This window comes from Acinetobacter sp. FDAARGOS_494 (assembly GCF_003812225.1).
Taxonomy (GTDB): Bacteria; Pseudomonadota; Gammaproteobacteria; order Pseudomonadales; family Moraxellaceae; genus Acinetobacter; species Acinetobacter baumannii.
In genome coordinates this window covers 3,169,078-3,182,550 of the sequence record NZ_CP033866.1, presented here as the reverse complement: position 1 = coordinate 3,182,550, position 13,473 = coordinate 3,169,078, and the positions used below count along the sequence as shown (strand labels likewise).

The following is a 13,473-nucleotide window of genomic DNA, read 5'->3' as shown; positions in this document are numbered from 1 at the left end:
TTCAGTCGGTTAAATAAAAATTGTGTTTAGCTAAAACTTAGTGAGCGCTTTCACGCCATTGCTGACTTCTTGCCATAATTTTTCTGGTAAATAACCAATGAATGAGTTTTACAACACATGAGGTGGTTAAAATCAAAATGCTCATCGCAACAGCAGCAACCGTGTCTCCCGCATCATCCATATTTAAAACAGCTACCGCAGCTAAACTGGTGTCTGGTGAATAGAGGAAAATGGCAGCCGATACAGTGGTCATGGCATTCACAAAAATATAGACCGATACATCGCATAGCGCTGGAAAACACATAGGCAAATACACTTTCCAAAAGGTTTTCCACTTCGATGTACCTAAAGTTTGTGCTGCTTGGTCGAGCTGTAGCGGAATTTGTTTAATCGCATTGGTTAAAGTCAGATGTGGCACGGTGTAATAATGCACAATGGTTGAAATCACCAAAATGGTCATGGTTCCATACAGCACGTTTAACGGATTACTCTGCTGGTTAAAAAACAAAATATAAGCAATACCTAGAACCAGCCCCGGCACAGCAAGTGGTAATAAAACCAAAGCTTGCACATAGTTTTTAATAAGTGGATGTGCCTTAAAACGTTCGGTTAATAGTGCCACCATAAAAATCAGTGCTGTTCCAAAAACCGTACTAAAGAGTGCCATGCGAACCGAGTTAAAGTACGCTGCCCAACCGCCACCATCGACATATTCAAAACTGTAATGCGCTAAGGTCAAAGACAAATCATAAGGCCAAGACTGAATGAATGAAGCCAGCACTGCCGTAAAAACAATCAGTAAAATCGAACCTGAAACCAAACCACAAAATATGCTTAGAACAACTTCAAGTTTTTTATTCGATGCTGAAACATAAGGTTTAGTCTGAAAGGCTTGAAACCGTGCATGCCGCTTGCTTTGTATTCGATCAAAAATAAATACAAACACTGCTGGTAGCAACAATAAGATGGAAATCACCGCACCCATGCTCATATTTTGCTGACCAATAATCTGTTTATAGACATCAAGCGCCATCATGTTAAATGAACCGCCAATGACTTTCGGAATTCCGAAATCGGTCAATACATAAATAAAAGCCACTAGACTTGCGCTAATGAGTCCATACCGAATTGCTGGTAGTGTGACGTGGTAATGGGTCTTCCAGATATTTTTGCCGAGCGACAAAGATGCCTCAATTAAACGCTGATCGACACTGCGAAAAGACACCATCATCAACATTAAAATTGCTGGAAATAGCCAAAAGCAGTAACTGATTAAAATACCGATTGGACCATAAATTTGTATATCGCCCAGCAAAGGTTTAAACACACCTTGCTTACCAAATAAATAAACCAATGCCAAAGAAGGCAAAAGTGATGGCGCTAAAATCGGTAAAAAAGCCACCAATTTAAAGAAGCCTTTACCTTTTATATTTACATTGGTGAGAGCAAAAGCATAAATACTGGCAAGAAATACTGTAATGACAGTAGCAGCACAAGCAACCCACACCGAGTTAAATACAGAGCTGAGTAAAGCTGGACTTACAAAATAGTTATAAAAATTTTCAAGACCAACAAAATTTTGATTTTCATCAAAAAATGCAGTTTCAAACAACATCATTAAAGGAGCAATAATCGCTAAAGTTAAAGCGATTGCAACGGCTGCTAAAGCAACATTTGATCTTAATGAATATTCAGTTTTTCGACGCGGCTGTGTTTTTAAAACCGCTGAAGCAGCTTCATTTAACATAGTGCGTACCCTTGTTCGTCAAAGACATGGATGAGCTGATTAGGCACTTTTATAAACATCAGTTCTTGTAAAGATTTGAACTTGATATTTTCAATTTCAATTTGCAAAAGGTGTTTTGCCTGCTCAATTCCATCGATATGAATAGCGCAAAATAAACGACGCTTGGCACCTAAAAATTCAGTGCTTAATACTTTAACTGGCAAATACAACGACTCTTTATCACTACCAAAATCATCAACCAACTCGACAGCTTCGGGTCTAAAACCAATGCTGTAATTTTCCCCTGCTTTAAGTTTTTGTTGCTCCAAATTTAGAGGAATAAAACCTAAAACCTCGAGCTGATTCGGTACAGCGCAAGTGGCTTTTAAAAAATTCATGGTGCCAATAAACTTGGCAACGAATTGGGTTTGTGGCTTGTAGTAAATATTGTGCGGCGTATCAATTTGCTCAATGACACCATGATTCATGACTACCACACGGTCAGAAATGCTTAATGCTTCTTCTTGGTCATGTGTGACCATAATCGTTGGCAAATTAAGCTGTGATTGAATCGAACGAATCTTTTGTCTTAAGTTTAGACGTACCTGAGCATCAAGTGCAGACAATGGTTCATCGAGCAGTAAAATATCAGGCTTCGGTGCAATTGCCCGAGCAAGCGCAACACGTTGTTGCTGACCACCCGACAATTGGTTTGGATATTTTTTAGCAATATCAGGTAACTCAATCAGCTCTAATAATTGCTGAACTCGTTGGCTACGCTGTGCCTTATCGCATTTCTTTTTGTCTAAGCCAAACGCAATATTTTCTTCTACATTTAAGTTTGGAAATAACGCATAGTTCTGAAACACAATGCCACAGTGACGCTTTTCAGCACTTAGCAACGTAATGTCTGCGCCCTTTTTTATGACTTTTCCATAATCAGGTTTTTCTAGACCCGCAATTATGCGTAGCAATGTGGTTTTACCGCATCCAGAAGGTCCCAAAAAGCTCACGAACTCGCCCGCTTTCAGGTCTAAATTAATATGCGTTAGGGCCTGAAAGTGTTGGAACTTTTTTTGAATATCCATCACTTCTAAAACTGAGGGGCCATGTTCAGGATATTTATAGGTCGTTAAGGTCGACAATAAATGCCCTGTTAACTCGGCCTTTTGATTTTGACCTAGCAGCGATGACTGCAATGACGAAGGTATTTGCATAATGAGGCCCTTATCCCAAAGATCACTTTTCAAAACGCTTTGACCATTCAGCCAAAATACGTTCACGCTGCTCGGCCGCCCAATAAAAATCATTTTTTATGAGCATTTGAGGAAGATTTTTCGGGAAGTCCATAGTAGTATTTTCAATGCCTTTATAGGCCACCATTGAAAAGTTATGGGCATAGGCTTCGTTTGCCGCTTTGCTTACCGACCAATTTATAAATTTTTGCGCGCTACTTAATTTCTTGGTTCCTTTCACAATTGCTGAGGCTTCCATTTCCCAGCCTAAACCTTCAGTTGGATAAACCACTTCTAAAGGTGCACCTTCTGCTTTTAACTTAAATGCCGGATAACCAAAAGAAACACCAATTGGAATTTCACCTTGTGCTGCCATCTTGCAAGGTTTTGAACCCGAGTGAGGATATTGTGAAATGTTTTTATCTAAAGCCTGCATATAGTCCCATGCCTGCTTTTCGCCCCAAATCTGCATCCAAGCCGTGACATCTAAATAGCCTGTGCCACTCGAAGCTGGGTTTGGCATCACAATCAAGTTTTTATAAATGGGGTTGGTTAAATCTTTCCAAGTTTTTGGAATCGGTAACTTACGTTTTTCTAATTCGACTTTATTGACACAAATTGCAGATTCCCATGCATCCATACCCGTCCACGTTGGTACAGGTTTTTGACTTACAAATTCTGGTTTTAAATTTTGAATACCTTCAGGTTTAAAAGGCTCAAGCATGTCTTTCTTTTCCATGACCAACAAACTGGTTAAAGCCACACCAAAAACCACGTCCGCTTGTGGGTTTTTCTGCTCTGCCAAAAGTTTGGCGGTGATTACACCAGTTGAATCACGTACCCATTTTACTTTTAGCTCTGGATAAGCTTTGTGTAATTCTTCTTGGTATTGCTTAAGTTGGTCGGCTTCCACTGCCGTATAGACTGTAATTTCTTCTGATTGTTTTGATGTTGCTGATGAACATCCCATTTGAATAGCAACTACTACACCTAAAACTGATGCAGTACCGAGTTTAATTGTCTGTTGAACATACTGTTTCATCTGCAAACCATCGAATGCAATTATTTGATGATGGTATTTCAACAGCTTTATATGACAGTTTAATTAATCTGGTTTAAACCAGATTGCATTTTTATGCTCGCGCTTCGAAATGTAAATCTAAAACATCATGTAGCCAATATTCTTGGTCAACATCAGTAATCACACCTTCTTCATTTCTGTTGCTACGGCAAATATATAAACCAAGCGCGCCAACATTCACATGCAGTGCTTTGGCCTGCTGTTCCGATAAAGCTGTTGGATACAGATTAATATCAGCTCTGGTGATATGGCAGTTATATTGATTTGCCATCAGTAAAGTAATGGATTGCTTGAGATCATGAGTTAAAAACTCGGGAAAAAGCTCGGCATTCACACGTAAATGTTCAACCAAAACAGGTCGACCATTAATACAACGACGTCGCCAAACTGAATAAATCGGATGCCCTTTTTCAACTTTTAAATGTTTGGCATCCCAAGAAGTAGCTGTCGTTAGCTCACTCGAAATCACTTCTGTCGAAGGTTCATAACCTTGTTCAATCACGAACTGATTAAAGTTTTTAGTCGACTGCGGATGATAAATAATACGAGGAGAACGAACATACCAACCACGGCGGTCTAGTCGATAAATCAGACCATCAGTTTCCAAAGCCAGTAAAGCTTCACGTGCAGCCACTCGTGTGGTTTGGAATTGTTCCGAAAGTACTCTTTCCGAAGGGAGTTTTGCGTGGGCTTCTAATACGCCAGATTCAATATCATGGGCAATTGCATCGCGAATAGGAATATATTTAGGTATGCGTGCTTGGTCCTGTTCCATACAAACTTAGAATTTATAAATAAAGAAATTAATAGCAATATACTGAAAAAATATGACAAAAGCTTTTATTAATGCTGATCTTTTAAGCAAAACAATCTCTTAAGCTAGTACGGCCCACTTAAATTTTTCTATAAAAAAAGAGCATTTTCATGCCCTTTTTATTTTTACTTAGTCTTTAGCTGGCGTGCTTAAAACTATCAATTTGCTTAATTTCATAAGGCAACCCGACATAGTTTTCAGCCAAGGTTGTTTTACCCGCAATTGAACCCAGTACATAACTCAACTCGGCTTGTTTAATCTTATGGTCAAACTCACTTTCAGTTTCAAAACGATGCAATAAATGAGTCATCCACCAAGAAAAACGCTCTGCTTTCCATACGCGTTGTAGGCATTTTTCAGAGTATTCATTTATCCCTTGTTCGGAACCTTCGGCGTAATATTCAATGAGTGCGCTTGATAAATAAGCAATATCAGATGCAGCGAGATTTAAGCCTTTTGCTCCTGTTGGTGGAACAATATGCGCAGCATCACCTGCTAAAAATAGTTTTCCAAAACGCATTGGCTCGGTCACAAAGCTACGTAACGGCGCGATACTTTTTTCAATAGAAGGACCTGTCACTAACTTTTCACGGCTTTCAGGATCTAGGCGGTTTTTTAACTCATCCCAGAACTTTTCATCCGACCAGTCTTCGACGTGATCTGTTAAAGGGACTTGTAAATAATAACGGCTACGTGTTTCTGAGCGCATACTACATAAAGCAAATCCACGTTCAGACTGTACATAAATGAGTTCATCGGCTACAGGTGGGACATCGGCCAATAACCCTAACCAGCCAAATGGATAAACTTTTTCAAAGGTTTTAATTTTGTCTTCTGGCACACTGGCACGGCAGACACCGTGGTAGCCATCACACCCTGCTATAAAGTCACACTGAATTTGAAAGGCTTTACCTTGGTACTCAAACTCAACTTTTGGTGCAGTGTAAAAGTCTTTCACTTGTACATTGTGAGCTTCATAATATGAAGTGAGCTGTGCTGCTTCACGCGCAGTCATTAAATCTTTAGTGACTTCGGTCTGACCATATACAGTCACTTGTTTACCACCTGTGAGTGCGGCTAAATCAACCCGATGTAACTCACCATTGGTTAAGATTTCAATGCCCGAATGCGGTAATCCTTTTTCTTTTAAGTTTTGGTCAACGCCGGCTTGTTTCAGTAAGTCGACCGAAACTTGCTCTAAAATTCCTGCACGAATCCGTGAAGCCACATATTCAGCACTACGTTGCTCAACAATAATATGATCGATGCCAGCTTTATATAGAAGTTGCCCAAGCAATAACCCTGCTGGTCCAGAACCAATAATTGCAACCTGTGTCTTTAAAATATCCATAACTTCATCCTTGTTTCATCCTGACTTTTAAATTACTGGCTTTAAGTTTTGTTCACTATGTATCCAAGACGAAAATAACCGTTTATCATTTAGTTTGTCCGAATAGCGGACAGAAACAACCAAAATAACAGGAATGAAAGGATGCCTTCTCTCGATGCTTTTCTAGAGCACCCGAACTCGCATGAGAAAATTCGTCAAGATGACTACATTGCAGGATTAGCAAAAGGCTTGGCTTTATTGGAAGCTTTTGGAACAGATCGCCAGCGGCTTAATGTCACTCAAGTGGCAGAACGAACAGGTATTAGTCGTACAGCGGCAAGGCGTTACCTAAAAACTTTAAAATACTTAGGCTATTTAGAAACTGATGAACATTACTTTTGGCTCACTCATCGCGTGCTGCGCTTTTCGAGTTCTTATCTAAGCTCTGCCCACCTGCCTAAAGTTGCTCAATCATTTTTAAATCTTTTGTGCGCGCAGACGTCGCTGACTTTTTCAATTGTGGTTCTGGACGATAACGAAGTGGTGCCGATTGCCCGTAGTTATTTACCACAGCAAGATAATTTACGTGTCAACCCTTATGGTATGCATTTAGGAAACCGACTCCCTGCCCATGCCACTTCCACAGGTAAAGTATTGCTGGCAGCACTATCCGAAGAAGCACAACATACGTGGGTAAAAACTTACGGTTTAAAGCGCTTAACGCCATTTACCATAGTAGATGAGTCAAAGTTTTTTGAAGTGCTTAAGGGTATTTCATTATCGGATTATTGTCTTTCCAAAGAAGAACATGAGCTTGGTGTGATTGCGATTGCCGTGCCCGTTTTTAATGCACAAGGTCAAGCCATAGCAGCGCTTAACTGCATGTCTCAAACTAACCGCGTACAAGAAGATTATTTGGTTCAGCAAATTTTGCCATTGCTACGCAACACGGCAAATGAACTTAGAAATGTGATTTAAATAAACTTAGAAACTCTTGTTATCTATTAGAGATACAAGAGTTTCAACTCATAATTTTAAATAGCAAATTCTTTAACTTGCTGGCTTGCCAGATCTAATGCCTTGCTGCGATAAGCTTGCATGTCTAAGCCTTCTGCATAGATAAAATCGACGTCATGAATGCCCATTAGACCTAACACTGCCTTGAGATAAGGCGTGACTGCCTCAGTTTCTTGACCGACATGAATACCACCACGACTACTTACCACCACAGCTTTTACCCCTTCAACCAAACCTTGAGGATAAGTTTCGGTGTAACGGAATGTTTGTCTTGCTCGCGCCACCAAATCAAACCAGTTTTTGAGCTGAGTCGGGACATTTAAGTTGTACATCGGTGCACCAATAATGAGTAAATCGGCACTTTTTAATTCAGCAATTAATTCATCAGACAAAGCAACGATCTGCTGAATGTCTTGATTTACATTTTCAGCACCACGAAGCGCCTGAAAGATTTCTAGATCTAATACAGGCAAGTTCATTTCAGCTAAATTGCGTATGGTGATGTCATCTTGCACACCTTGGTCTTTTCGATGTTCAAGCATTACATCAATTAGGCGATTGGTTTGTGAACCCTCACCCATAATGCTGGATTTTAATACCAATATTTTAGCCATGACCATCTCCAATTTTTTGATGAAGTCATATTAACTCCACAATAAATTCAACAGTGGTGATATTATTTCTTATCATTGGTTCCTTTTAGGCAACAATCATGCAACATGAACTCAGTGCAATTTCTATATTTGTGACTGTGGTTGAAGCTGGTAGTTTTGTAAAAGCTGCCGAGCAATTGCATTTAACTCGCTCAGCCATAAGTAAAAATATTGCTCGGCTGGAAGAACAGCTTGGTGTGGCTCTATTTAAAAGAACTACACGTTCACTCAGCATGACTGACGAAGGTACTTTGTTTTATGAGCATAGCCGCCGAACGTTAAGTGAAATACAAAATGCGGCAGCTTTATTAGACCAAAGGAAAATTAACGCAACAGGCCGATTAAGAATGTCTGTGCCAGTGCTGTTCGGGCAACTTTTTGCTGCCCCGCTCATGGTTAAATTTGCTCAGCAACATGCGGACTTACAGTTAGAAATTTCATTTAATGACCGAAATGTAGACTTGATCGAAGAAGGTTTTGATTTATGTATAAGAATCGGGGCATTGCCTGACACCACTCAGCTCGTTGCCAAACCGATTGGTGAGCATCGAATGCTACTTTGTGCCTCACCTGACTATTTAAATAAAAGAGGTCCCGTAGAACATATTGAAGACTTAGACCAGCACGCGACGATTGCCGATCCGCATTTTGGTCAAATGCAGAAATGGCGACTTCAAAAGGAAAATGACGAGCCTTTATTTATTAAACCCAAAGCAAAACTTCTTTTAAATGATCTGCAAGCTATTAAAAATGCAGCACTTGCTGACGCAGGTATTGCTTGGCTGCCCGATTGGCTCATTCAAAATGAATTACAGGATGGTAAGCTAGTACAAGTGTTAGAAACCATGTCGAGCACTGCTTTTCCGATTCATTTGGTATGGCCTACACTGCCTTTTATGCCACTCAAAACCCGTCTTGCAATTGATTATTTGGCGCAGCATTTACCCCCTGAACTGAACAAATAAGCTTAAAAATAAAAAAGCCTCGTCCACTTGAACAAGGCTTTTTTAATTATTCAAAGGCAACGTTTATTGCTCAGATTCAAACTCTTTAATTGCCTCTTTAGCAATTCGAAAGCTATCTACAGCAGCAGGCACGCCACAGTAAATTGCAACCTGCAAAAGCACTTCACGAATTTTCTCTTTAGGTACACCATTTCGAAGTGCACCTTTAACATGTAGTTTTAATTCATGCGGACGATTTAAAGCTGAGATCATTGCCAAGTTAATTAAACTGCGCTCAGGCTTACTTAACTCTTCACGCCCCCAAACAGCTCCCCAGCAATATTCAGTGACTAACTCTTGAAGAGGTAGGTTAAATTCATCGGCATTGTTGATTGAATTATTTACATATTCTTCACCAAGAACTTGTTTACGGATTGCTAAACCCTTTTCAAATTTTTCATTACTCATATATTCAATCCTCCAAACAAGGTGTATTTAATTTCCAGATAATCTTCAATACCGTATTTAGAACCTTCACGCCCCAAACCAGACTGTTTAATGCCACCAAAAGGCGCAACTTCATTTGAAATAAGGCCTTTATTAATTCCGACCATGCCATACTCAAGCTGTTCACTCATTCGCCAAGCACGGCCTAAATCTTTGGTATAACAATATGCGGCTAAACCAAATTCAGTTGCATTTGCCATTTCAACTGCTTGTTGCTCGTTTTCAAATTTAAATACGGCTGCTAGCGGACCAAACGTTTCTTGGGTTGCCACATCCATATCAGCGGTAACATCTGCAATCAGTGTCGGTTCAAAAAACAATTCACCCGCTTTATGCTTTTTACCACCAACCACAAGACGACCATTTTTATCTAATGCATCTTGAATATGAGCTTCAACTTTTTTCACCGCATTGGCATTAATTAATGGCCCAATGTCATGCCCAGCTTCTAATCCATTACCAATATTAAAATTTTGAATTTTTTGGCTTAAGGCAGCAATAAATTTTTCATAAATACCTGCCTGTACTAAGAATCGATTGACGCACACACAGGTTTGCCCTGCATTTCTAAATTTAGCAATGAGCGCTCCCTCAATTGCTGCTTCTAAATCGGCATCATCAAATACAATGAACGGCGCATTGCCACCCAACTCTAAGGAAACTTTTTTTAAGGTTTTTGCTGAACGCTCAAGCAGCATTTTGCCAACTGGTGTTGAACCGGTAAAAGTAAACTTGCGTACGACATCACTTTCAAAAATCGCATCACCAATATGAACTGCATCACCTGTAATCACACTAAAAATTTCAGCAGGCACGCCCGCTTGCACAGCTAAGTCCACTAAAGCCAAAGCAGTAAAAGGCGTTTCTGGTGCTGGTTTTACAATGCAAGGACAACCTGCCGCCAAGGCTGGAGCAACCTTACGCGTAATCATGGCAGCGGGAAAATTCCACGGCGTAATAGCTGCAACGACGCCAATAGGCTGTTTATTTACAACAATACGAGCATCTGGATATGGGCTTGGAATAATATCTCCATACACTCGTTTTGCTTCTTCGGCAAACCATTCAATAAAACTGGCAGCATATAAAATTTCACCCTTGGCTTCAGCTAAGGGCTTTCCTTGCTCACTCGTTAAAATAAAAGCCAATTCATCCGCATTTGAAATGATTAAATCGAACCATTTTTTTAAAATAATTGATCGATCTTTTGCTGTTTTATTTTTCCATAGCGGCCAAGCTTCTTTGGCAGCTTCAATGGCACGCTCGGCTTCAGCCTTGCCCATATTCGGGACAGTACCAATAATCTCTAATGTCGCTGGATTTAAAATTTCGGATGTTTGTTGATGGTCTGCATCGCACCACTTTCCAGCAACAAAAGCTTGCTGACGAAATAAAGCGAGTTCATTAAGCTGCATGATCATTATCCTATTAAGATCTTCTGCATTGATAGTCGAGCGATACATAAATTAAATAGCTCACCATCAACTTTGTATTATGGCATACCAAAAATTAATTTAAAAAAATTTTCGGTATGCCCGAATGTTTAAATGTATTTAGAAATAATAAAAAAGCGTTAAGTTAAGCAACTTATTCCACTGGTTATCGTCTCCTTTTGCCAATGAATCTTGAGTCCCACCAATGAATGGGTCATTTTTACTCATGATGTATTCAGCCACCAAAGATAGCTGTTTATGGTCAATAGACACACCAATAATATTACGAATCGAATCTTTCATACTGTCCTGATCTTTATCGTACTGACTGTACATAAAGTACGGCGTAATTTTCCCGATCTGCTTAACATTTTTAAAAGTGTAGCCCACATCTGCAGTATAGAATGTTCCTTTGTTCGCGACATAATATTCACTGTCGTAAGAACCCATGAGTGACTGATTAGGGTTAAGCTGGTCCTGATTAGTTACGTCATTTTTACCACCAGTAAGGGTCACATTTAAATTGCCATAATTGGCTTTACCAAAAAGTGCCCATGCATGACGGCGCCCATCACTCGAAGCGGCTTTATTTTCAATATCGGATGTCCAATAGGAGCCACCGAGTTGTGTGGTTAAACCATTAATTCCAAGATTTATATCTTGAGTCACTCGGCCTACCCACATATTCTTTTCTTGCAAATCGGTTTTATTCGGAACGTCTGAACTCACATAGTTTGCAGTGTAGCGACCTGAATCTTGGGTAGAGCCTGTGTAACTTCCACCATCTACCGCAAAATACCCCACATCAAACTTGGTTGCTGTCGGCAATTCAAAATGATAATTCAAACCAAGATTATGAACATCTTCTAAACCTGCGGTTGTGCTCATACTTCCATATAGGCTATTACCCCAAAAACGTCCCGGTCCAAATGGAATCGGCTGAACACCTGCCACCACTTGATCTGTTTTATTTAATTTGTACCCTACATAACCATCAACCAACGTAGAAAAATCACATAGACGATCATATTGATAGCACCGATATTCCGCATGACCAAATAACGGCCCATGCTCGTAGTCCAGTTTTAACTGCGCAGCATCAAAACGAATTTTTTGATCAGAAGCAGACTCTCCATAGTGTTTATCTTGATAGTTAGCGCGAACATAGCCGGATACGGTGAGCTTGCCGTATTCATCATCGGTGTTTCCAAAACTTATACCTGCGTAACTCGGATAGATTACAGCCATCAATGCTGTGCTTAGAGCCACTTGTAAATAGCTTTTTTTCATTGTGGGATTCCTTTCACTACAATGCTTATTGAGGTAATTTTGCGTTTAATGCAGGTGCAGAACATTTAATCTTTCCTAGATTAAAGACGTAATACACCACCAGACTCACCACCAATCCAATAACCCATGAAATATCCGCATCCGGAATTACATCGGCCAGTGCACCTGTGAAAAACGCATTTTTTAAGAACGGAATTTGTACCGCAATCCCAATGAAATAAGCCGTAAGCGCTTTTGCATTAAATTTGCCGTAAATACCACCATCACGTGCAAAGATCGATTGAATGTCATAAGACTTTTTATTCACGACATAGAAATCTAATAAATTAATAGACACCCACGGCACCAAAATAAATAACAAGGCAAAAATCACATTCAAGAAGAAACTAATAAAGTTACTTGATGCCCAAAGCGCCGTTAAAGTCGCTAGAACTAATACAATGATTGATAACACGACTCGGATATTTCGGCTTGGCATCCACTGCCCTGCAAAAGTCTGAATAGAGGTAATACAAGAAAGAACCGCACCGTAGAGGTTCATGGCATTATGACCAATGATATTGCATAAGAACAAAATCATAAGGACATAGCCGAACAACCCAGTGCCTGACTTTACCGCTTCCATGGCATCTGTGGTTGAGCCAATACTAACCGCGATCGTACCAAATGCCATCGCAAAAATGGTTCCTAACGATGCGCCTAAATAGGTAAAGATAAATGGCTTATAAATACCAATCGACTTCGGTAAATATCGTGAATAGTCTGAGGTATAAGGCGAGAAACTAATTTGCCATACCGCACACAAACCAAACATGGCAAACCAGCCTTTCATATTGAAAGAGCCTTTGGCAAGTACATCTGCATTAATATGCGGCACCATAATCATGAGGCCGATGAGCAACGAACCACCCATAAACCAAGTTCCAATTTTATTGAACTTATGAATAAAGTGATAACCAATCACGCCTATTGTGGTTGCTGCAATTGCACCAATCACGGTCGCAGTCGGCACAGGAATAGCAGGAACAACGGTATGAAGGGTTTTGCCTGACAAAATAATGTTAGAGATGAAAAAACCTAAATAAATGAGGGTAGTAAACAGTACAACCAGCAATGCCCCATAACGCCCGAACTGCGCACGGCTCTGAATCATTTGAGGAATGCCGACCTGTGGGCCTTGTGCAGAGGTTAAAGCTAAAATCGCTGCACCAAAAAAATGTCCGCAGCAGATCGCAAGCAATGCACTTACAATATTGAGGTTAAACGTTAAAATTGACATTGCACCCGTAATCACGGCAAGCGGTGCAATATTGGTACAAAACCATAATGTGAATAGATCGCGAACTTTCCCATTACGTTCAGAGGGAGCAACATAATCAATAGAATGACTTTCGATAGCGAAAGCATTATTGCTATTTTCGTTTTGGCTCATATCCTTAATCT

At 40.0% G+C, this 13,473-nt stretch carries 12 protein-coding genes; 2 read left to right on the top strand and 10 right to left on the bottom strand.

The genetic code is table 11. The features are described from left to right. Window positions 1-37: 37 nt before the first annotated feature. The 5 genes from EG365_RS15555 to pobA all read right to left on the bottom strand — a co-directional run bounded on the left by EG365_RS15555 (window position 38) and on the right by pobA (window position 6,207). The gene (locus EG365_RS15555; protein WP_000930947.1) at window positions 38-1,747 is read right to left on the bottom strand and encodes a putative 2-aminoethylphosphonate ABC transporter permease subunit; all 1,710 of its coding nucleotides are present in this window, start codon (window positions 1,745-1,747) and stop codon (window positions 38-40) included. Next, the gene (locus EG365_RS15550; protein ID WP_001166815.1) at window positions 1,741-2,943 is read right to left on the bottom strand and encodes an ABC transporter ATP-binding protein; all 1,203 of its coding nucleotides are present in this window, start codon (window positions 2,941-2,943) and stop codon (window positions 1,741-1,743) included. Before EG365_RS15550 ends, EG365_RS15555 begins: the two co-directional genes overlap by 7 nt. 22 nt (window positions 2,944-2,965) lie before the next feature. After that, on the bottom strand, window positions 2,966-4,003 hold the full coding sequence (locus EG365_RS15545) for a putative 2-aminoethylphosphonate ABC transporter substrate-binding protein (protein ID WP_000816400.1): 1,038 nt from the start codon (window positions 4,001-4,003) through the stop codon (window positions 2,966-2,968). Between the two features lie 91 nt (window positions 4,004-4,094). Next, complete coding sequence (locus EG365_RS15540) at window positions 4,095-4,817, bottom strand: UTRA domain-containing protein (RefSeq protein ID WP_000434324.1); 723 nt, start codon at window positions 4,815-4,817, stop codon at window positions 4,095-4,097. 175 nt (window positions 4,818-4,992) lie between these two features. Next, window positions 4,993-6,207 carry a 4-hydroxybenzoate 3-monooxygenase gene (gene pobA, locus EG365_RS15535; RefSeq protein WP_000353520.1) on the bottom strand — a complete coding sequence of 405 codons (1,215 nt, stop codon included), beginning with the start codon at window positions 6,205-6,207 and terminating at the stop codon, window positions 4,993-4,995. 141 nt (window positions 6,208-6,348) lie between these two features. Between pobA and pobR the strand changes: the two genes are divergently transcribed. Continuing rightward, complete coding sequence (gene pobR / locus EG365_RS15530; protein ID WP_001139488.1) at window positions 6,349-7,164, top strand: IclR family transcriptional regulator PobR; 816 nt, start codon at window positions 6,349-6,351, stop codon at window positions 7,162-7,164. 56 nt (window positions 7,165-7,220) lie between these two features. On the opposite strand, the gene EG365_RS15525 is transcribed toward pobR, so the two are convergent. Next, the gene (locus EG365_RS15525) at window positions 7,221-7,817 is read right to left on the bottom strand and encodes an NAD(P)H-dependent oxidoreductase (RefSeq protein ID WP_001062885.1); all 597 of its coding nucleotides are present in this window, start codon (window positions 7,815-7,817) and stop codon (window positions 7,221-7,223) included. Window positions 7,818-7,915: 98 nt separating this feature from the next. On the opposite strand from EG365_RS15525, the gene EG365_RS15520 reads away from it, so the two are divergent. Continuing rightward, window positions 7,916-8,821, top strand: a complete 906-nt coding sequence (locus EG365_RS15520) for a LysR family transcriptional regulator (RefSeq protein ID WP_001163441.1) — start codon at window positions 7,916-7,918, stop codon at window positions 8,819-8,821. A 63-nt stretch (window positions 8,822-8,884) separates the two neighbouring features. Here EG365_RS15520 and EG365_RS15515 read toward each other — a convergent pair whose 3' ends face one another. From EG365_RS15515 to EG365_RS15500, 4 genes are all read right to left on the bottom strand, one after another. After that, window positions 8,885-9,268 (bottom strand): carboxymuconolactone decarboxylase family protein, encoded by a 384-nt coding sequence (locus EG365_RS15515; RefSeq protein WP_000064100.1) that lies wholly within the window; start codon window positions 9,266-9,268, stop codon window positions 8,885-8,887. Continuing rightward, window positions 9,265-10,722: an NAD-dependent succinate-semialdehyde dehydrogenase gene (locus tag EG365_RS15510; RefSeq protein ID WP_001176552.1), complete on the bottom strand. Its 1,458-nt coding sequence runs from the start codon at window positions 10,720-10,722 to the stop codon at window positions 9,265-9,267. The genes EG365_RS15515 and EG365_RS15510 overlap by 4 nt, the downstream gene beginning before the upstream one ends. Before the next feature lie 138 nt (window positions 10,723-10,860). Further along, complete coding sequence (locus EG365_RS15505; RefSeq protein WP_000750376.1) at window positions 10,861-12,030, bottom strand: hypothetical protein; 1,170 nt, start codon at window positions 12,028-12,030, stop codon at window positions 10,861-10,863. Between the two features lie 25 nt (window positions 12,031-12,055). Then, window positions 12,056-13,462, bottom strand: coding sequence for a purine-cytosine permease family protein (locus EG365_RS15500; protein ID WP_000081163.1), 1,407 nt, complete (start codon window positions 13,460-13,462; stop codon window positions 12,056-12,058). Between the last annotated feature and the right edge of the window lie 11 nt (window positions 13,463-13,473).